A 21781-nucleotide genomic window follows, 5' to 3' on the forward strand; every position below is an offset into this window, starting at 1 on the left:
AGTGACTTTAGCTGTGAATCTGTAATTTGCAAGAAACTTGTGTGAACCGTCAGAAATTAGGCAAAAGCCACACTAACCCACCCACCCATCGGCGCACACAACTTTTTTACAAAACATAATGGATTACCAAACATGACACCGATTTTCATTCGAATCTGGTTGATGAAGACTAGCAAACAACCTGACTGTTTAACGGTACCCGTCAGTTTACGAAGTGCTTGAGACATCAAGCGTGCTTGCAAACCGACGTGCGAATCACCCATATCACCTTCGATTTCAGCTTTAGGCGTCAATGCAGCAACCGAATCGACAATGATCACATCAACAGCGCCCGAGCGAGTTAGCATGTCGGTAATTTCAAGTGCTTGTTCACCTGTGTCCGGCTGAGAAACAAGAAGCGAGTCGACATCAACACCAAGTTTCTCAGCATAAATCGGATCTAAAGCGTGTTCAGCATCCACGAATGCACAAGTTTTACCCTGCTTTTGAGCTTCAGCTATCACTTGCAGGGTTAGTGTTGTTTTACCAGAGGACTCTGGACCGTAGATCTCTACAACACGTCCGTAAGGAAGACCGCCTATACCTAGGGCAATATCCAATCCTAGTGAGCCAGTTGAAACTGCAGGGATAGCCTCACGAGGCTGCTCACCCATGCGCATGACTGCGCCTTTACCGAACTGTCGTTCTATTTGTGAGAGTGCTGCGTCTAATGCTTTCTTACGATTCTGATCCATGAGAAATTCCTTGAGCTGTCTACTGGCTAACTACTGTATTAATAACCAGTATTAAAGCACAGGTAAAAAATATGTCAAACAGGAATACGAAAATAATTTCACAAACGCTCTAAGAGCCCCGTAATAGCTGCATTTATGGTCGCCTGCCGAATTACGGAACGATCTCCATCGAACTTAAAACAGCGCGCTTCTGACTGTTTATTAGGTATCTTCCAGGCAATCCATACAGTACCGACAGGCTTATCTTTACTACCACCAGTGGGACCAGCTATACCAGTCACAGCGACCGCCAAATCCACGCCCTCTTGATTTGCCGCCCCTTCAGCCATCGACTTAGCAACGGGCTCACTTACTGCACCCCACTGATCAATCAATTCGTTTGGAACACCCAATAAACGCTGCTTAGCTTCATTGGAGTAGGTAACTAGACCACTATCAAACCACTGTGATGAGCCCGATATATCAGTGAGCGCCTGAGCAATACCACCGCCGGTGCAAGACTCTGCCGTCGCCATCATTAATCGTGCATCAATCAGCTTTTTAGCCAACAGATCAATTTGCTTATTCATCACTCTTCACAGTCAAAGCTTTCATTAAAATTTATTGTTCTCGTCACTCGATAATCAAACAGATTCAAGTAGAATCTGATCTTTAGCTCGCTTTAATAATTGTAAATTTTATGTCCAATAGTCCACAAGATCTTTCCCAGCACACGCCAATGATGCAACAGTATTTACGCATCAAAGCCGATCACCCACATGAATTTCTGTTCTATCGCATGGGGGATTTTTATGAGCTTTTTTACGACGATGCTAAACGAGCTGCCGAGCTGTTGGACATTTCGCTAACTGCACGTGGCAAATCGGGCGGTGAGCCCATTCCAATGGCCGGAGTCCCTTTTCATTCAGCCGAGGGCTACGTCGCCAGGCTGGTTAGACTGGGTGAGTCCGTTGTCATCTGCGAGCAAGTAGGTGATCCAGCCACCAGCAAGGGGCCGGTTGAGCGTCAAGTTGCTCGAATCATCACACCTGGCACATTGACAGACGAGGCGTTTCTAGAGGAGCGTCGTGATAATCTTTTAGCCGCCATTTATGAACATAAAAATCGATATGGCCTAGCAGTACTGGACATTAGCGCAGGTCGCTTTCATGTCTCTGAACTCGACACTTCAGCATTCGCACACTCCGAAATCGAGCGACTAAAGCCTGCAGAGCTGCTTGTCTCAGATGAGCTTGCTGAGCAAGAGTGGATCCAGTCGCTTCGTGGTCTTGGCCTGAGGCGCCAGCCACCTTGGGCGTTTGAGATTGAGACCGCACATCGAATCCTAAACGAGCAATTCAAAACTCGAGACCTAGTGGGGTTTGGCTGTGAAGGCATGTCACTTGCTGTTGCGGCGGCTGGCTGTTTAATGCAATACGCTAAAGATACTCAGCGAAGCGCTCTACCCCACATCAACAGTTTAATCGTAGATAAGGGTAACGAGGCGGTTCATATCGACGCCGCTACACGTAAAAATCTTGAGATCGATGTCAACCTCAATGGTGGTAGCGAGCAAACCCTGGTCTCTGTTTTAGATAGAACTAAGACACCTATGGCTGCCAGAATGCTGCGCCGATGGCTGCACAGACCCCTTCGTAATATCACTGCTCTACAAGAACGACAGCAAGCCATCCAATGGATGCTGGATCAGTTCCGTTTTGAAGCCTTTGACGATGTCATGCGCTCAATTGGCGATATAGAGCGAATTCTGTCACGTGTTGCTCTGCGCTCAGCTCGACCAAGGGATCTAGAGCGTCTCAAATTGGCACTGAATGCGCTACCAGACATCCAAGAATTACTGACAGATTGCGAAGGCAATCGACTCATCCACCTCAAACAGGCTGTCTCTTCCTTTCCGGATCTAGCCTCGCTTTTGAGCCGAGCTATTAAAGTGAATCCTCCCGTTGTCATTCGTGAAGGCGGTGTCATTTCCAGTGGCTACGATGCTGAGCTTGATGAGCTTCAGGGCCTGAGTGAAAACGCAGGTAGCTATCTAATTGACCTCGAGGAACGTGAACGAGTTCGCACAGGCATCGCCACACTTAAGGTTGGCTACAATCGCGTGCACGGCTACTTTATTGAGGTCGGTAAAGCCCAACAGTTTGAACCTCCAGTAGAGTATCAACGCCGTCAGACTCTTAAGAACGCAGAGCGTTTTATAACACCGGAACTTAAAGAGTTTGAGGATAAAGCACTTAGCGCGAAAAGCCGTGCATTGGCCCGCGAAAAAGCCCTCTATGATGAGCTGCTCGATCTACTTGCCGAACAGCTTACTCCTCTTCGTTCATCAGCCGAGGCACTGGCAGAGTTAGATTTGCTACGCAACCTCGCTGAACGCGCCTCTACTTTGGAATACAGCTGCCCAGCTTTGATTAATTCGGCTAGTTTAAGGATTACTGAAGGTCGCCACCCTGTTGTTGAACAGGTGTTAGACACGCCCTTTGTCGCCAACAATGCCGAACTCAATTCAGAACGACAGATGCTGATGGTGACCGGTCCAAATATGGGTGGTAAATCCACCTATATGCGACAAATAGCCATCATTACCTTAATGGCTCAGATTGGCTCCTTTGTTCCGGCCAGCAGCGCGGAAATTGGCATCGTCGATCAAATCTTCACTCGAATGGGTAGCTCCGATGACCTGGCGGGCGGACGCTCTACCTTCATGGTTGAGATGACCGAAACGGCTAACATACTGCATAACGCAACAGAGCGCTCTTTAGTTCTAATGGATGAGGTAGGAAGAGGCACAAGTACATTTGATGGCCTATCACTTGCATGGTCCGCAGCAGAGTATTTAGCTAAAGAGTGTAAGGCTCTGACGCTATTCGCAACCCACTATTTTGAACTAACACAACTATCAGAGCTTATTGACGGCGTCGTCAATGTGCACTTAACGGCTGTTGAACATAACGACCATATTGTCTTTATGCATGAGGTCCAAGAGGGGCCTGCAAGCCAGAGTTACGGTCTGCAAGTTGCTCAATTGGCAGGTGTACCTCGCTCAGTGATTCAAAGTGCCCGATCAAAACTGATTCAGCTCGAAGAGGGGAGCCAATCTCAACCTCTTACTTCAACCAGCCTCAAAACAGCTGGAGCGGCATCACCACAACAAAACGATCTCTTTATCGCTCCTATTCCATCTGAGAGCGACTTAAAGTTAAAAGCATTGGATCCTGACTCACTCACACCTAGAGAGGCATTGGACCTAATCTATGAGCTCAAACAGTTAGTTGAGAAATACTGATCCGCTTAATCTATACTCAATAGAAAGCTGATGGGAGGTAACACATGACGTTTATCGTGACCGAAAACTGTATCAAGTGTAAGTATACGGATTGTGTCGATGTGTGCCCCGTGGATTGTTTTTACGAAGGCCCCAATTTCTTAGTGATACATCCTGATGAGTGTATCGATTGCGCACTGTGCGAACCTGAATGCCCTGCTCAAGCTATTAAACATGAGGATGACCTTCTCCCACAGGAGGATATCTACTACAAACTCAATGCCGAACTGAGTGAGCAGTGGCCAAACATCCGTTACCGGAAGGCACCACTCTCTGATGCTGAAGAGTGGAATGGAAAAACCGACAAGCTAGCGTTACTAGAGCGTTAGCTACAGCCTAAACAGCGAATCGACGTTAAGACCATTCTCTAAACAGATCGCTCTAAGCTTTTTGAGTCCTTCCACCTGAATCTGTCGTACCCTTTCGCGAGTCAGGCCGATTTCATTACCCACCATTTCCAGGGTCTGAGCATCAAAACCACGCAAGCCGAAGCGTCGAGAGATAACCTCGCAATGTTTTTCTGGAAGCGTGCCTATCCAATATTCTAGATTCTTGTGAAGGTCTTCATCGGCGTTATGGTCATCGGGGGACTTAACATTTTCATCCGAAATGACTTCCGTTAGCGATCGACCATCCTCTGTTGCCACAATATCCAAAGACCCAACGCGTTGATTCAACCGCATAATCTTTTCAACATTCTCCAGAGGCTCATCTAGATGACGAGCCACATCTTCTGGGGTCGGCTCACGATCCAGTGTAAGAGAGAGCTCACGTGCAACGCGAAGATAGTTGTTCAACTCTTTAAGAATATGGATGGGTAGACGTATGGTTCGCGTCTGGTTCATGACCCCACGTTCAACCGCTTGGCGAATCCACCAAGTGGCATAGGTGGAAAAACGAAAGCCTTTTTCAGGGTCAAACTTTTCTACTGCACGAATAAGTCCAAGATTACCCTCTTCAACGAGATCCATCAGTGATAAGCCGCGATTTTGGTAACGACGCGCAATGTTAACCACCAACCTCAGATTAGCCTCGATCATTCGCGCACGGGATTTCATGCACCCCTCTTGTTGGATCGCTCTACCCAAAGATTTCTCTTCATCGGGCGTCAACAGCGAGGCAGCACCAATTTCATTGAGGTAGAGTTGGGTCGAGTCCAGCTGAACTGCTGAGATTAAATCTTCATGAGCGACACCGTCTTTACCACGACGAGAGTCGACGACTGTCTCATGCTCATTTTGATTATTATTCTGTTCGCCATCTAAAAGATCTAAATCATCTGACAACTCATCATTGAACTCAATCTTGCTGTCTGAATTCATACTGCACTCACTTCATCAAGCTATTGGGTGAGGGCTTGTTGAAACGTTCGGGCTATCGTTTGGGTAGATAGCGCAACGGATCAACCGGCTTACCGTCTTTTCGAATCTCAAAGTGAAGCATGGGAACCGTTGCTCCGCTGCTTCCAAGCTCAGCAATCACTTGCCCCGCTTTTACCTGCTGATTCTCTTTAACCAGAATTTTACTGTTGTGCGCATAGGCACTCAAAAACTCTTGGCTATGACTGATAATGACAAGATTTCCGTATCCTAGCAAACCGCTGCCGGCATATACCACCTGCCCAGGTGCTGCTGCTTTAACTGCATCACCCAGTTTGCCAGAGATATCCAAACCTTTATTGCCACCCTCTTTAGCTGAATACCTAGCAAGAATCTTGCCAGAATGTGGCCAACCCCAAGAAAAATTTGTCACGACTGGCGCAACTCTCTTTTTAGGTGATGGGGTTTTGTTGACTGATTGCTTAGCAACCGCTCTAGAGGGGGGCTTTGAAGGAGTAGCAACAGGGCTGCCTTGAGTTTTTAAAACCTGGCCGGCGTATATTAGATCTTTATCTTTAATGCCATTGATTGCGGCCAATCTTCTGTGATCGATCCCTAATTTAAAGGCGATACCAATCAAAGTATCACCCGATCGAACACGATACTCACCCGCACCGATGGTGGGTCGCTGAAGACCTAGTGACTGATCTGAAACTGGGGCATACCCTGTGCTGCAAGCAGAGAGAAGTAGCGCAAATGCAAGTAAAGCAGTGAGCCGCAAACAGTTAGCCTCTCGATGGCAGTCTATCGATTAACAGAACAACCGCTAAGCCAAACAGCATCAATAGAATGGCCAACACTAATTGAGATGGTTCACCCGTAAGATCTGTAAAGGCTGTTGGGGTAACATTCTGCTCCACGAGCGGCACCTGATGCCCTTTAGAGTTGATGGTGTAAGAGAGTGTGTACTTCCATGGCCACACCTTATTGAGTGAACCCAGCAAAAAACCTGACAACAGCGCTAAAGTCATTGAGCGATAATGATTGAAAGCCCAACTCAATACTCGAGAAAACGCCAATAAACCAGAGGCCGCACCAGCGGCAAACAGTGCGATAACAGCAAAATCAAACTCTTTAATCGCTGTCAGAATGGTCGTATACATCCCTAATAGAAGCAGAATAAAGCTACCTGAGATACCTGGAAGAATCATGGCACAGATGGCAATCATCCCTGCAAAAAAGACCATCAGCGCCGAATCAGGCACACTACTGGGCGACATGGAGGTCAACAAATAGGCCAACACCGCGCCAAGAACAAAGACGGACATCCGATTGGCGCACCAACCTGCAACATGACGAGCCACACTCCATGTTGACGCAAGAATCAAACCAAAGAAGAACGACCACAACAGAACCGGGTACTCGTCTAGGAGAAACAGAACCGTCTTCGCCAATAAGATGATACTGAGCGCGATACCGGCTACAAGGACCAACAAGAAGGTTCCGTTAACCTGTTTCCAGGCAGCCACTAAGCCTTTCTTAAAAAGAACATTCAGTGCTTTCAAATCGAAGCGACGAATCGAGTGAATGAGCTCTTCATAGATACCGGTAATGAAGGCAATAGTTCCACCTGAAACACCAGGAACAGCATCAGCCGCACCCATCAACATCCCTTTCAATAACAACTTAAAATATTGAAACGCTGTGCGCTGCTTATTTAAATGATCCATTGTCTATTAACTTACCAACCCATTGAGTAGAGGAACAAACTTAACCGGCTCTATCACTTTGGTCTCAAAATGCGAATCACTGCGTCGCAAAATGCGAACCAGTTTTTGCTCTTCATCTCCAACAGGGGCCACTAAAACGCCACCCACCTTCAATTGCTTCTTCAAAGATTCGGGAATAACTGAGGGGGCTGCCGTTACCATAATGGCATCAAACGGTGCCTCATGCTCGAGCCCCATTCCACCATCAGTGTGAAAAAGAGAGACATTACTCAATCCCAAGTAGCCCAGTACAGATGCAGCTCGCTCTTGTAACGGAAGAATTCTTTCTACACTGAAAACCTGCTGACAGAGCTGAGCAAGAACTGCTGTCTGATAGCCAGATCCCGTGCCAACTTCTAACACCTTATCTTTAGCACCAAACTCCAACAGCAACTCGCTCATTCTAGCGACAGTGTAGGGTTGAGAGATGGTTTGGTTATATCCAATTGGCAGCGCGGTGTCTTCATAGGCTTTATGCGATAGCGCTTCATCAATGAAGAGATGACGGGGCGTTTCAACGATCGTCTCTAATACCGCTTTATCGGTGATCCCTTGATCCTGCAAGCGATTGAGAAGCCTCTCTCTTGTTCGGCGTGAAGTCATTCCGATCCCTTCACGTAAAAGCTGTTGGGACACTATTACTGCTCCAACCAATCAGCCACCTGATCAAGATCAGAGTAGCGAGTCATATCCAGCTGCAGAGGGGTGACCGCAACATAGCCATTTTCAACCGCATAGAAATCGGTACCTTCAACACGATCTTTGGCTTCACCGACGGCGGCAATCCAATAGCGAGTTCGACCTCGTGGGTCTTGAGTAGGTAGTGGCGGTTCGCCAGCACTGCGGTGGCCCAAACGGGTAATTTGCACACCCTTTAATTGATCCATAGGGAGATCAGGAACATTCACATTAATGACGGTTCTCGGTGCAACCTTCAAGGATTCAATATTCGCGACCAGATCAGCCACTACCTGTGCGGCCGTTTCATAGTGTTTAGGGTGAAAATTGCAGGTCGATACTGCTATAGGTGGTAGTGTCAAATGACGACCTTCGGTTGCCGCAGCCACGGTACCTGAATAGACAATATCGTCACCCAAGTTTGCACCCGCATTGATACCGGAAACGACGATATCAGGGATATCACCATCTGAGAAAATCCCAGAAACCCCTAAATGCACACAATCGGTTGGCGTTCCATCGACTCCAAAATAACCACTACTATGCACAATTGCATCAAGAGGACGATCCAAGGTTAACGAGTTACTAGCACCGCTTCTATTACGATCAGGTGCTACAACCGTACAGCGGTGACCTGCCTCTTTTAGACGTTCAGCAAGAACCCGCAACCCCGGTGCGTAAACACCATCATCATTGGAAACCAAAATATGCATCTAGTTATCTCTTATCTATTATTGGCTCAATCCTAAGTGGAAAGGGTTACCAGACACACAGCTCACGCAAAACACTCGTGGCAAACGAGCCTGATGGAAGAGAGAAACTGAGTTTTACGACCTGTTCCTCTAGCACTTCCACATGCAAATCTCTTGGGACCAATCGCATACTGCGACGCTCTTGTCTAAGCCCAAGCGTTTCCAACCCCTCAGATATTTGAGGATACCCCGCGACGACCGACTTTTCTATCATCTGAGCCTTATCCAGGGAGTATAATTCGCCTTTACCCCACATCGGCGCAGTCAAATGCAGATCGCACTGATCGAAACGGGCTTTTTGATCATGATCATTAGCGTCGTAACGATGAACTTTTTGCGTGAAGTCTTCGATCAAGACATCCCCATCGAGAGGGCTATCCCAGGTGCCTTGATCTATACGAGTGGAGATCACTCGATTGAATAGATAGGAACGCAGTGCCGAAATGTACATGCTGCGTTTGTTGCGCTGACGTTCAACCAACTCACCCGACAGGATAGCCAATCCTGAGTGAAGATTACCGAACGACTGACCAAATCGCTGCTCACCAAAGTAGTTAGGAACCCCTGATTCAAGAGAAGTCGCTTTATGCAGAAGTCGATTTACATCAGAGACCTCTCTGAGGGTAATCTCAAATCGGTTACCCTTAAGATGACCGAGTTTAATCTTGCGACGATGTTTACTCGACTTGAGAACATTGATCGTATCACCACCGAATAACGCCCAGTTAAGCACACGTCGAGATCCGGGCAGATGGACACTGAACCACTGCTCAGTTACGGCATGGCGATCTTTTTTACCTGCGTAGGCCACATCTCTGGGGCTGACCTGGCAGAAGTTAGCTAGCTGACGCGCCACCCAATCGGTGTTTTCACCGCGTTTCTGAATGTATAGGTAGTGATGTTCGCCTTCACCCTCTGGTTCATACCCCAAATCTTCAACAACACGAAAATCCTCTGGTGCAGAACGAAGCTGTGCCTTCACATCGGGTTGGCCGTTCACATAGCTGAAAGGCTCTACAACAAATTCAGTCACTATCCATCTCCGATGGTGTCAAAGGCTTAACCACCTGATAAAAAGTCTCCTCTTTACCAATCATTCCCATTTCAGATCGGGCTCTCTCTTCGAGTGCTGACAAGCCGCGTTTTAGATCTTGCACTTCAGCTTCCAGCTCTGAGTTTCGCTCCAACAGCCTCTGGTTAATCTTGCGCTGCTCTTCAATATCGCTCTGTACCTGCCAAATTTGAGGCAAGCTTGGCTCTCCGAACCAGAGTCGATACTGAAGCGCCACTGCCATTAGGAGCAGAATTAACCAAAACCAACGCAAGCTGTTTTTCTCCACAAAAAAAGGGCCTAAGGCCCTTTTATATCATGTTTCTATTAACCCTGGCCTTTAATCTCAACTAGGCCTCGGTATGCTGCTGCAGCACCCAACTCCTCTTCGATACGAATGAGGCGGTTGTACTTAGCAACACGGTCCGAGCGACAAAGTGAACCGGTCTTAATTTGCCCAGCGGCTGTTCCCACTGCAAGGTCAGCAATGGTTGTATCTTCAGTTTCGCCAGAACGGTGTGAGATGACTGCCGTGAAGCCAGCATCCTGAGCCATTTTAATCGCATCCAAGGTTTCAGACAGTGAACCGATCTGGTTGAACTTAATCAAGATCGAGTTACCGATGCTCTGTTCGATACCACGAGATAGAATCTTAGTGTTGGTTACGAATAGATCGTCACCAACTAGCTGAACCTTATCGCCGATCTTGCTTGTCAGGCTCGCCCAACCATCCCAATCAGACTCATCCATGCCATCTTCAATAGAGACAATTGGGTAGTTTTCAGTCAATGCTTTAAGGTAGTCACCGAATCCTTCTGAATCAAACTTCTTACCTTCACCCGCAAGATCGTACATACCCTCTTTGTAGAACTCAGAGGAGGCACAGTCTAGTGCCAGAGTGACATCTTTACCCAACTCGTAACCTGCGTTAGCGATCGCCTCTTTAATGACAACCAGTGCCTCTTCATTAGACGCAAGGTTTGGCGCAAAGCCACCTTCGTCACCAACCGCTGTATTAAGGCCTTTAGCTTTAAGCACCGCTTTTAACGCGTGGAAAATTTCAGCACCGCAACGAAGCGCTTCGGCAAAACTTGATACGCCAACCGGCTGCACCATGAACTCTTGGATATCAACGTTGTTATCCGCGTGCTCACCACCGTTCAAGATATTCATCATTGGCACAGGCATAGAGTAGCGACCTGGAGTACCATTGATCTCTGCGATGTGTTGATAAAGTGGAATGTTTTTAGCTTGCGCAGCCGCTTTTGCAGCAGCAAGTGAAACAGCAAGAATGGCGTTCGCACCAAATTTGCTCTTATTCTCTGTACCGTCAAGCTCAAGCATCTTGTTATCCAGAGCGCGTTGATCAGTCACATCCATGCCAACTAGGGCATTTTTGATTTCGCCGTTCACAGCAGCAACCGCTTTAAGCACGCCTTTGCCTAGGTAGCGAGATTTATCACCATCACGTAGCTCTAGTGCTTCACGTGAACCGGTTGATGCACCCGATGGCGCACAAGCAGATCCCATGATGCCGTTCTCAAGAACAACGTCCGCTTCAACCGTTGGGTTACCACGTGAATCCAATACTTCACGTGCTTTGATGTTTGCAATTGTAGTCATTTCCCTAACTCCTAATTAGCTGTTCGCTTGGTACTCAAGCGCAGCGCCAATAAATCCTTTAAATAGACCGTGTCCATCACGTGGCGTAGAGGTGAACTCTGGGTGGAACTGACAAGCCACAAACCACGGATGATCTGGTGCCTCCACAACCTCGACTAACTCACCATCCGTTGAACGACCTGAGATAACAAGTCCGGCAGCTTCTAGCTGGGCAACGTAATTATTGTTCACTTCATAACGATGGCGGTGACGTTCAACAACTTCAGTTGAACCATAGGCTTCAGAAACATGCGTGCCCGCTTTAAGATGACATAACTGAGCACCTAGGCGCATAGTGCCACCTAGATCTGAATCATCAGTACGCTGTTCAACTTCACCGGTGTGATCGGTCCACTCAGTAATCAAACCGATAACAGGGTGTTCAGCTTCTGTGTTGAACTCCGACGAGGTTGCACCCGCCAAGCCAGCAACGTTACGTGCATACTCAATAACAGCAACCTGCATGCCTAAACAGATACCTAGATAAGGGACTTTGTTTTCACGAGCGTAACGTACCGCCTCGATCTTACCCTCAACACCACGCTCACCAAATCCACCAGGTACTAGAATCGCGCTGAAGTCCTTAAGGATCTCAACCCCTTCACGCTCAACACGTTCAGAATCGATGTATTCAATTTTTACTTTCTTACGATGTGAGATGCCTGCGTGTGAAATCGCTTCGATAAGAGACTTGTAGGCATCCAGAAGCTCCATGTATTTACCGACCATCGCGATGGTCACTTCACCCTCTGGATTCAAAAACGCATCAGCTACCGCATTCCATTCACCTAGATCAGCCTTAGGGCAATCCAAGTTGAATCGTTCAACAACGATCTGATCCAAGCCTTGTGCTTCAAGCATCGCAGGAATTTTGTAGATGGTATTTGCATCAGGCAATGAAATAACAGCGCGCTCTTCTACGTTGGTAAACATAGAGAGTTTTTTAGCTTGTGATTCAGGCAGCGCAAAATCAGAGCGGCATACCAGAATATCAGGCTGAATACCGATAGAGCGCAGCTCTTTCACGGAGTGCTGTGAAGGTTTAGTTTTAATCTCACCGGCCGTAGCAATATAAGGTACAAGTGTGAGGTGCATGAACATAGCGCGGTTTGAGCCCAGCTCCACTTTCAGCTGACGAACAGCTTCCAAGAACGGCAAGGACTCAATATCACCAACGGTACCGCCAATCTCACAGAGAGCGATATCAGCATCACCTGCACCTTCGATAACGCGGCGCTTAATCTCATCAGTGATGTGAGGAATAACCTGAACAGTTCCGCCTAGGTAATCACCACGGCGCTCTTTACGAAGAACGTGTTGATAAACACGGCCTGTCGTAAAGTTGTTTCGCTTGCCCATGGTCGTACGAATAAAACGCTCGTAGTGGCCAAGGTCCAAATCGGTTTCAGCACCATCTTCGGTGACAAATACCTCACCATGCTGAAACGGACTCATAGTACCCGGATCCACGTTAATGTATGGATCGAGCTTAAGCATGGTGACTTTAAGACCACGCGCTTCCAAAATTGCCGCGAGAGAGGCCGAAGCAATGCCTTTGCCCAATGAGGAAACAACACCACCGGTGACGAAAATATAGCGCGTCATGCAGAACCTGTCAGATAGAGTTTGTAGGGAGTTCTAGCGAACTAAAGATGGGAAATCAGTCTACCAAAAGAGCGCTTTGGTAACAAACATCAAACGACCCAATTTAGTAAAAATCCGTCTTTAACGCAGACTTTTTCATCCAGCCATATTTCAGGAATCGCCACCACCTGACCCGATGAACAGACAATTGGCCAACACTCTCTTAACCAAGGCGGGATTCGATGCTCATTCATCAGTTTTTTAATACTGACATGCCCCCCGCGAGACTCAATGTAAACAGACTCACCTGGCTCTCGAGCTCGAAGAGTTAGTTTCATATCTACCGGCAGACCAGTCTCAGATCTAATGGCGCTCAACTGACCAGGACCAAATGTCACTGTCTCATCAGACACCACCCACTCAATGGACTCACAGGGTTGACGTTCAATATCAGGTGATAAAAATAACTTCTCATCATAGGCGCGCAAAATCACTGTGGAAAATTGCCATTCACCCTTTGCTTTTACATCCAGCTTTGCAATCGATTCCAGCTGTTTCTCCGAGCCTACCTTCTGACCAGCAGAACTTAACCAGTGATAGAGAAGATTTTTCTTACGTGCCAGTGAGAGCTGCAACAGGAGTGCTAAGGAGAGAACCCCCTCCTCTAGCTGACAACGTTCAAGATCCATCTGCGCCAGCGCTTCATGCAATTGACTCGCTTCGCTCAAGCGTGACGCTGTTTTAGCCAGCTTAGATTTCCAGTCAGGCCATTGAGCGCTCAAAACACCCGACAACTCTCTACGAATCCAGTTTCTGGTAAAGCTTGTATCGAGATTGCTGGGATCATCCACCCAAGCAATGTGCAACTCTTTAGCCGCTGACTCGATATCAGACTTTGTCGTATTCAGAAGCGGTCTGAAAAGTTCTCCTCCCCCAACTGTCCTATTTGAAGCAATTCCCGAAAGCCCATTAACACCTGAGCCTCTAAAGAGGTTAAAGAGGACCGTTTCGGCTTGGTCATCTTGGTGGTGGGCTAGCAGCAAAGCCTCTTTGGGCTTTAAACGCTTGTTAAATGCAGAGTAACGCGCCTGCCTTGCGCTCTCTTCAGACGAGGAGTCACAGGTCACTTTTACTGATTCAAAAGTGACACCCCATTCGGATGATGATTCAGCACAAAATCGCTCCCAGCTATCAGAGCCGCTTTGCAGCTGATGATTAACATGCATTGCTGACAAGCGATCAGGAGGGAGTATGTCAGAGCAGAGCTTAAGAAGCAGGCTTGAGTCTAGACCGCCGCTGTAGGCAACGACCCAATGCTCAATATGGGGATGTTGTAGAAAAAAAAACCGCAGACTCTCTCGAATATCTGCGGCTGTTTTATTGCTCATTAACGACCAATGGCGCCGTAAGAGAGAATTCGCTGATAACGTTGATCCAGCAACTCTTGATCAGCTAGGCCAGTCAGTTTTTTCAGTGAGGCTTGCAACTGCTGCTTAAGACTAGCGGCCATCAACGCGGGATCACGGTGCGCACCACCCAGCGGTTCAGCAACAATCTGATCAACCAGACCCAGTTCGTGGAGACGCTCAGACGTGATACCCATCGCTTTAGCTGCGTCTGAAGCACGCTCTGCGCTTTTCCATAGAATTGAAGCACAGCCTTCTGGAGAGATGACTGAGTAAGTTGAGTACTGAAGCATTAGTAGCTCATCGCAGATACCGATAGCCAATGCACCACCAGAACCCCCTTCACCAATCACTGTTGCGATAATAGGCGTCTTCAACTTAGACATTTTCGCAAGGTTGAATGCAATCGCTTCGGATTGACCACGCTCTTCAGCATCGATGCCTGGGTAGGCTCCTGGAGTATCGATAAAGGTAAGAATCGGCATGTTGAATCGCTCTGCCATCTCCATCACACGGAGTGCTTTACGGTAACCTTCTGGACGAGGCATACCAAAGTTGCGACGAACCTTCTCTTTGACTTCACGACCTTTCTGATGACCAATCACAGCAACAGGCTGACCATCCAAACGACCAATACCACACACAATCGCCTGATCATCAGCAAAATGACGATCGCCATGAATCTCTTCAAACTCATCGATGATGTATTTGATGTAGTCCAGAGTGTATGGGCGTTGCGGATGGCGAGCTAATTGAGAAACCTGCCAAGCACTCAGGTCAGAGAAGATTGAACGAGTCAGAGAGTGACTTTTTTCACGAAGGCGCGATACCTCGTCAGAGAGATTGATACTCTCATTATCTTCGCCAACGTGTTTAAGTTCATTGATCTTTGCTTCCAGATCAGCAATTGGCTGTTCAAAATCAAGGTAGTTGGGGTTCATACAATTCGCTTCTAAAAGATAAAACTGATTGTTGAATTCTACCGCGCACGCAAAAAAGTAGCCACCCTAGGTGGCTAAATACTGTCAGGAAAACTAGTAGATCAGCGAGACGCTCTGATTACCAAACTGCTCGCGAAGTGATTGCATCAGGTCGTCATCAGGAGAGACAATCCACTCTGAGCCAAGCTCAATCCGACCCTTCGCCTCAGCACAGCTATAGTCAATCACAACAGGCATACCCTGCTGATAAGCGCGTGCTTTTTTCAAAGAGTCCTGCAACATTCTCAAGCTTTGTTGAGTTAATCCCTTTGCGTCGGCCTTAATCGTTAACGACTTCGCATAACGAATACGGGCATCCGCGACACTTAATACCTGCTGCCCACGCACCTTGAGGCCACCGTTATAGTCGTCTTGAGCCACCTCTCCTTCCACCACAATCACCTGATCTTTTTGAATCAGACGACGCGCTTCATCATAGGTTTCACCAAACAGACTCACATCGATACGAGCAGATCGATCATCCAAGGTTACAAAGCAGAGATTTTCGCCTCGCTTGGTCTTTTTAACACGCAGGTCGACAACCAAGCCGGCCATTTTTTGAGCTCGCCCTCTAGCCGGTTGAAGCTCTTGTAGTTTGCGAGAAACAAAGTGTTTTAATTCAGACTCATACTCATCAATAGGGTGACCCGTCACGTAAAGACCGAGGGTATCCTTCTCGCCATTCAGACGCTCTTTGTCGCTCCACTCGCGAGCATTCATGAACTGCTCGAAAGGATCGGCATCGACAACCTCTTCAGACTCACCAAACAGGTCGAACATTCCCGCATCTTGATTGCGCGCATCTTGATCGGCCGACTGCAAAGCTGCAGGTATAGCGGCCCACAACACCGCTCGATTGGGACCTAAGGCATCAACAGCACCAGAGCGTACTAAGGATTCAAGCACTCGCTTGTTGAGTTTTTTAGACCCTACTCGTTTACAGAAATCGAACAGATCTTTAAACGCTCCCGATTTCCGAGCCTCCATGATCGCTTCAACAGGACCCTCACCTACGCCTTTAACCGCTCCAAGCCCGTAGACAACCTCCTGATTTGGACCCACCGTAAATTTGAACTCACTCAAATTAACGTCGGGAAGCAGTACTTTAAGCTTCATTTGACGACACTCTTCAATGAAGATCACCACCTTGTCGGTGTTCTGCATATCAGAGGACATAACAGCAGCCATGAATGGCGCTGGATAGTAGGTTTTTAGCCAAGCTGTTTGGTAAGAGACCAATGCATAGGCAGCCGAGTGGGATTTGTTAAATCCGTAACCCGCAAATTTTTCAACCAGGTCAAAGATATTACCGGCCAGTTTTTCATCAATGCCCTGAGCGCTTGAGCCCTCAATGAAAAGATGTCGCTGTTTCGCCATCTCTTCTGGTTTTTTCTTACCCATCGCTCGACGCAGCATATCCGCTCCGCCCAGCGTATAACCCGCCATCACCTGAGCGATCTGCATGACCTGCTCTTGGTAGAGAATGATGCCGTAAGTCGGCTCCAAAACCGGTTGAAGAGAATCCAGCTGGTAATCAGGGTGAGGCCAAGCCATCTCAGCGCGGCCATGCTTACGGTTGATAAAGTCATCAACCATGCCCGATTGCAAAGGACCTGGACGAAACAAGGCCACCAGTGCGACGATATCTTCGAAACGTGACGGCAAGAGACGACGAATCAAATCTTTCATACCACTGGATTCGAGCTGGAAAACCGCCGTAGTCTCTGCACGCTTGAGTAGAGCGTAGACCTCTGGATCCTCTAAATCGATCGCTTCAATTCGCAGCGGCTCTTCGCCTTCAATCTCTTTCTGTTTATTGATGGTCTCAAGTGCCCAGTCAATGATAGTCAGGGTTCTAAGGCCCAAGAAGTCGAACTTAACGAGACCCGCTTCTTCAACATCATTCTTATCAAACTGGGTCACCAAGCCCTGACCTTCAGCATCACAGTAAGTTGCCGAGAAATCGGTCAGTTTGGTTGGAGAGATCACCACACCACCGGCGTGCTTACCTACATTTCGAGTAACCCCCTCGAGTTTGTAGGCCATCTCCATAATCTCTTGAGCCTCTTCACTGCCTTCAACGAACTCGCGAAGCGCCTCTTCCTGCTCCCAAGCTTTATTGAGTGTCATTCCCACTTCAAATGGGATCAATTTAGAGAGGCGGTCAGCAAGACCGAAGGGCTTACCTTGAACACGCGCCACATCTCGAACCACCGCTTTAGCCGCCATGGTACCGAAGGTAATGATTTGCGAAACGGCATCGCGCCCATAGGTTTGAGCGACGTAGTCAATGACTTGATCTCGATTATCCATACAGAAATCGATATCAAAGTCCGGCATCGAAACACGTTCCGGGTTAAGGAAACGTTCGAACAGAAGATCGTACTCAAGTGGGTCAAGGTCGGTAATTTTAAGGACATAGGCGACCAATGAGCCGGCACCCGAACCACGCCCTGGCCCTACAGGAATACCATTCTCTTTAGCCCATTTAATGAAGTCCATGACGATCAGGAAGTAACCTGGGAAACCCATCTGGATGATGATATCCAGCTCAAACTTCAACCGCTCATCATAAGCCTTACGAATCTCAGCAAACTCTTCGGAGTTTCGATCAAAAAGAAAATCGAGGCGCTCTTCTAAACCGACTTCAGACACTCTCCTGAAGTAGTCATCCATCAACACCCCTTCAGGTATTGGGAATCTTGGCAGGTAGTAAGTTCCAAGTTCAATCTCGATGTTGCATCGTTTGGCGATTTCAACGCTGTTTTCGATCGCTGAGGGAATATCAGAGAAGAGCTCAATCATCTCCTCAGAGGATTTGAAATATTGCTGATCAGAGTAATCTCTTGGGCGCGTAGGATCATCCAAAGTGCGCCCCTGGTTAATACAGACTCGCGCTTCATGAGCATCAAAGTCATCCTCGCGGACAAACATCACTTCATTGGTTGCAACGACAGGACAACCCAGCGACTGGGCAAGCTCGATACTTTTATGGATGACCGTCTCTTCATCAGAGCGCCCTGTTCTAACCAATTCCAGATAGAAGGCATCTGGAAAAAGATCCATCCAATATTGCAGACGAGCCTCTAAATCCGCCTGACCAGATAGGATCGCCTGACCTATCTCCCCACGGCGACCGCCCGAGAGCGCGATCACACCCTCAGATTTTTCAGCAATCCAGCTTTTATAGATAAGCGCACGCTCAGGGTCGAGTGACTGACCTTCGGCATAGGCTCTAGAGACCAGTTCGGTGAGATTACGATAACCCAAGCCGTTTTTAACGAGCAGCGTCAACTGGGTCGGTGGCGACTCCGGATCGGCATCATCTACCACCCAAAAATCGACCCCGCAGATTGGTTTAATCCCCGCCGCAGTGGCCGCTTTGAAGAACTTAACCAACGCATAGAAGTTGGTCTGATCGGTTAACGCAACAGCGGGCATCTGCGCCTGTGCAGCATGCTTAACTAGCTCTTTAACACGAACCAGACCATCATAGAGTGAGAACTCAGAGTGCGCACGAAGATGGACGAACGATGCGTCAGTCATTCTACTGACTCCCCTCTATTAGGCGCCTTACTGGCGCAAATGAACGACGATATTCCGGTAATACCCCGTGCTCTTGTATCAGTTGAAGATGAGCCGGCGTCGGGTAGCCTTTATGTTTGGCAAATTGATACTGCGGAAATTGTGCGTCCAATTCTAGCATTTGATGATCACGATGTACCTTAGCAATGATAGAAGCCGCACTGATCTCTGCGACTTTTGAGTCACCTTTCACTACCGCTTCAACAGAGTAAGGAATCTCGGGGCATCGATTACCGTCCACATAGACATGATCAGGCACTTGGGATAAACCCAACACCGCTCGCTTCATCGCCAGCATTGTCGCGTGCAAAATATTCAATTCATCAATCTCTTGCGGCGTTGCAACCGCGATTGACCAGCACAACGCTCGCTCTTTAATTTCAATGGACAAAGCTTCACGACGCTTTTCAGACAGCTTTTTCGAATCCATCAACCCCTCAATAGGATTGTTAGGATCGAGAATCACTGCTGCTGCAACCACATCGCCAACAAGCGGTCCTCGCCCTACTTCGTCCACACCGGCAAAGAGAGAGTGCTCAGCAAAGTTAAATTCTTGAGGCTGCATCAGCTTCTAAACTCCAATAGTGTGGATACAGCTTCTGCCGCTTGCTCATCGGCATCTTGGCGAATTAGCCCAGACAGATCAGAAAATTCCTGCTGCAGCGATTGAATGTAATGGCTATCCGTCAGACTTTGTAAAACCAGAGGCTCTAATACCTCGACCCTCACATCAGACTGAAAAATCTCGGGAACCAATGCTCTGCCTGCCAATAGGTTAGGCAGGGATACATAGGGAGTTTTTAGCATTCGAGAAATAATCGCATAACTCAGCGGGGCCATTTTGTAGGCCACCACCATAGGCGTTGAACAGAGCATCGCTTCCAGTGTTGCCGTACCGGACGAAATCAAAACTGAGTCTGCCGCCATCAAACACTCCTGCGAGGAGCCTTGAACAAGTTTAATCTTACTCTCTGCCTGAGCCTCTCGAATTAACAGGGCTATCTGCTGATAACGGGCTTCGTTAGCGGCTGGAAGGATGACCTGAAGATTGGGAATCTTACTGCAAAGCGCGAGTGCCGTTTCAATGAACGGGGGTGCCAACTTACCCACTTCAGAACTGCGACTTCCTGGCATCAGAGCCAATACGGGACTCGCATCACTCAGACCAAGAGCCGTTTTGGCTTGGCTTTGACTAATAGAGAGTGGCAGCTGAGTGGCTAATGGATGGCCAATAAACTGAGCCTTAACCTGAGTATCTTTGTAATACTTCGCTTCAAAAGGGAGAAAGCAGAGCATCAAATCAACCGACTGTTCAATCTTTTTTAGACGTTTCTCTCGCCAGGCCCAAACCGAGGGGCTGACATAGTGAACCGTTGGGATGGCACGCTCTTTTAAGACTCTCTCAAGACCTAAATTAAAGTCGGGAGCATCAATGCCAATAAAAAGATCGGGGGGTGTTTGCAACCACTTTTCTATTAACTTCTTGCGCCGTTTTAAAAGTTCGCGAAGCCGTTTTAAGACCTCCACCAGACCCATAACCGACAGACGCTCCATAGGAAACTCTGAATTAAGGCCCTGAGCAATCATTCGACGGCCTCCTACCCCCTCAAATGTGGCATTGGGATAGCGCTTCTTTAACGAACTGATCAACCCAGCGCCAAGAATGTCACCGGACTCTTCTCCAGCAACAATAGCAATCTTAATGGGTCTAGTTGAATTAACGGATGATTCCACGAGAGGAGTGACGTAGCGACTCAATCAATGGGGTCAATGCTGACTCGCCAGCTTCAAGCGACTCTAGTTGAGCGATCGCATCCGCAAGAGTAAGGTTTTTACGGTAGATCGTTTTATAGGCATTCTTAAGCGCACGGATCGACTCAGATGAGAAGCCTCGACGTTTTAGACCTTCAGCATTAATGCCGTGTGGTGATGCGGGATTACCGGTTGCAAGGGTGTAAGAGGGGATATCCTGGAGCACAACAGTACCGGCACCACACATAACATGTGCACCAATGTGACAGAACTGATGAACAGCTGTAAAACCGCCCAATATCGTATGATCACCAACATGAACATGCCCAGCTAAGGCTGCATTATTGGCCAAAATCGTATGATCACCGACAACACAGTCATGGGCCACATGGACATAGGCCATCAGAAGGTTATGACTGCCAATCTGCGTCAGGCTTTTATCCTGAACTGTTCCGCGGTGAATCGTTACGCCTTCTCGAATAACGTTGTTATCACCGATGATCAACTCTGTGGGTTCACCGGCATACTTTTTATCTTGGCAATCTTCGCCCACAGATGCGAATTGAAATATATGATTTCCGCTACCGATTTTGGTCGGGCCTTTGACGACAACATGTGATTCGATACGAGTATTTGCACCGATCTCGACATCAGGTCCGATGTAACTCCAAGGTCCAACCTCAACACCCTCTGCCAACTTAGCAGAGGGATCGATAATAGCTTGCGGGTGAATCAAAATCAGACCTTCCTATCAGCACACAGAATGGTTGCCGAGCTAACCGTTTCACCTTCAACCGTCGCTTTAACTTGGAACTTCCAGATACCGCGTTTTTCAGACAATACCAACGCTTCAAGCTGAAGGCGGTCGCCAGGCACTACTGGGCGTTTAAAACGCAGATTATCGGCACCCACAAAGTAGTAGATCGAACCATCCTGAGGTGTTTTATCCATGGTTTTAAAACCAAGAATACCGGCCGCTTGAGCCATCGCTTCAACAATCAAGACACCCGGCATGACGGGATGATCAGGGAAGTGGCCGTTAAAGAAAGGTTCGTTAACGGTCACATTCTTGTAAGCGACAATGGATTCACCGGGTGTTAGTTCTACAACGCGGTCAACCAATAGAAAAGGGTAGCGGTGCGGAAGGTATTTACGGATCTCATTTACATCCATCATATTCAGTT

The 21781-nt window shown here is 47.9% G+C and carries 20 protein-coding genes; 2 read left to right on the plus strand and 18 right to left on the minus strand.

The genetic code is table 11. The annotated features are described in order from the left end of the window. Positions 1-56 precede the first annotated feature (56 nt). A complete protein-coding gene (gene recA, locus XMG48_RS07470) occupies positions 57-734 on the minus strand; it encodes a recombinase RecA (protein WP_256424406.1) in 678 nt (225 codons plus the stop codon). Between the two features lie 98 nt (positions 735-832). Next, the gene (locus XMG48_RS07475) at positions 833-1303 is read right to left on the minus strand and encodes a CinA family protein (RefSeq protein WP_173481432.1); all 471 of its coding nucleotides are present in this window, start codon (positions 1301-1303) and stop codon (positions 833-835) included. A gap of 149 nt (positions 1304-1452) precedes the next feature. Between XMG48_RS07475 and mutS the strand changes: the two genes are divergently transcribed. Together mutS and fdxA are read left to right on the plus strand one after the other, a co-directional pair. Next, positions 1453-4020: a DNA mismatch repair protein MutS gene (gene mutS, locus XMG48_RS07480; protein ID WP_254442832.1), complete on the plus strand. Its 2568-nt coding sequence runs from the start codon at positions 1453-1455 to the stop codon at positions 4018-4020. 44 nt (positions 4021-4064) lie between these two features. Then, entirely contained in the window at positions 4065-4388 is a 324-nt protein-coding gene (fdxA, locus tag XMG48_RS07485) for a ferredoxin FdxA (RefSeq protein WP_173481434.1), read from the plus strand. On the opposite strand, the gene rpoS is transcribed toward fdxA, so the two are convergent. The 16 genes from rpoS to fabZ form a co-directional block, all read right to left on the minus strand. Further along, entirely contained in the window at positions 4389-5381 is a 993-nt protein-coding gene (gene rpoS / locus XMG48_RS07490) for an RNA polymerase sigma factor RpoS (RefSeq protein WP_173481435.1), read from the minus strand. It lies immediately after the preceding gene. Between the two features lie 52 nt (positions 5382-5433). After that, positions 5434-6159 carry a peptidoglycan DD-metalloendopeptidase family protein gene (locus tag XMG48_RS07495; RefSeq protein WP_217362076.1) on the minus strand — a complete coding sequence of 242 codons (726 nt, stop codon included), beginning with the start codon at positions 6157-6159 and terminating at the stop codon, positions 5434-5436. Between the two features lie 4 nt (positions 6160-6163). Beyond that, entirely contained in the window at positions 6164-7108 is a 945-nt protein-coding gene (locus XMG48_RS07500) for a DUF368 domain-containing protein (protein ID WP_217362077.1), read from the minus strand. A gap of 6 nt (positions 7109-7114) precedes the next feature. Further along, entirely contained in the window at positions 7115-7750 is a 636-nt protein-coding gene (locus XMG48_RS07505) for a protein-L-isoaspartate(D-aspartate) O-methyltransferase (protein WP_173481480.1), read from the minus strand. 35 nt (positions 7751-7785) lie between these two features. After that, positions 7786-8538 (minus strand): 5'/3'-nucleotidase SurE, encoded by a 753-nt coding sequence (surE, locus tag XMG48_RS07510; RefSeq protein ID WP_173481436.1) that lies wholly within the window; start codon positions 8536-8538, stop codon positions 7786-7788. 46 nt (positions 8539-8584) lie between these two features. Next, on the minus strand, positions 8585-9610 hold the full coding sequence (gene truD, locus XMG48_RS12195) for a tRNA pseudouridine(13) synthase TruD (RefSeq protein ID WP_173481437.1): 1026 nt from the start codon (positions 9608-9610) through the stop codon (positions 8585-8587). Continuing rightward, positions 9603-9917: a cell division protein FtsB gene (gene ftsB, locus XMG48_RS07520; RefSeq protein ID WP_371731460.1), complete on the minus strand. Its 315-nt coding sequence runs from the start codon at positions 9915-9917 to the stop codon at positions 9603-9605. The genes truD and ftsB overlap by 8 nt, the downstream gene beginning before the upstream one ends. A gap of 38 nt (positions 9918-9955) precedes the next feature. Next, positions 9956-11251: a phosphopyruvate hydratase gene (gene eno / locus XMG48_RS07525; protein WP_173481439.1), complete on the minus strand. Its 1296-nt coding sequence runs from the start codon at positions 11249-11251 to the stop codon at positions 9956-9958. Positions 11252-11266: 15 nt separating this feature from the next. Next, complete coding sequence (locus XMG48_RS07530; RefSeq protein ID WP_173481440.1) at positions 11267-12895, minus strand: CTP synthase; 1629 nt, start codon at positions 12893-12895, stop codon at positions 11267-11269. A gap of 89 nt (positions 12896-12984) precedes the next feature. Next, positions 12985-14262 (minus strand): tRNA lysidine(34) synthetase TilS, encoded by a 1278-nt coding sequence (gene tilS, locus XMG48_RS07535; protein WP_173481441.1) that lies wholly within the window; start codon positions 14260-14262, stop codon positions 12985-12987. Beyond that, positions 14262-15221 (minus strand): acetyl-CoA carboxylase carboxyl transferase subunit alpha, encoded by a 960-nt coding sequence (gene accA / locus XMG48_RS07540; RefSeq protein WP_173481442.1) that lies wholly within the window; start codon positions 15219-15221, stop codon positions 14262-14264. The genes tilS and accA overlap by 1 nt, the downstream gene beginning before the upstream one ends. Before the next feature lie 93 nt (positions 15222-15314). Beyond that, positions 15315-18806, minus strand: coding sequence for a DNA polymerase III subunit alpha (dnaE, locus tag XMG48_RS07545; RefSeq protein WP_173481443.1), 3492 nt, complete (start codon positions 18804-18806; stop codon positions 15315-15317). A 1-nt stretch (position 18807) separates the two neighbouring features. Continuing rightward, on the minus strand, positions 18808-19410 hold the full coding sequence (gene rnhB, locus XMG48_RS07550) for a ribonuclease HII (RefSeq protein WP_173481444.1): 603 nt from the start codon (positions 19408-19410) through the stop codon (positions 18808-18810). Beyond that, complete coding sequence (lpxB, locus tag XMG48_RS07555; RefSeq protein WP_217363613.1) at positions 19410-20603, minus strand: lipid-A-disaccharide synthase; 1194 nt, start codon at positions 20601-20603, stop codon at positions 19410-19412. The genes rnhB and lpxB overlap by 1 nt, the downstream gene beginning before the upstream one ends. Next, positions 20563-21333, minus strand: coding sequence for an acyl-ACP--UDP-N-acetylglucosamine O-acyltransferase (lpxA, locus tag XMG48_RS07560; protein ID WP_173481445.1), 771 nt, complete (start codon positions 21331-21333; stop codon positions 20563-20565). The genes lpxB and lpxA overlap by 41 nt, the downstream gene beginning before the upstream one ends. Before the next feature lie 2 nt (positions 21334-21335). Then, positions 21336-21773 (minus strand): 3-hydroxyacyl-ACP dehydratase FabZ, encoded by a 438-nt coding sequence (fabZ, locus tag XMG48_RS07565; protein ID WP_173481446.1) that lies wholly within the window; start codon positions 21771-21773, stop codon positions 21336-21338. Positions 21774-21781: the final 8 nt, after the last annotated feature.

It is taken from the genome of Marinobacterium sp. xm-g-48 (assembly GCF_013282925.1).
Lineage (GTDB): Bacteria > Pseudomonadota > Gammaproteobacteria > Pseudomonadales > Balneatricaceae > Marinobacterium_E.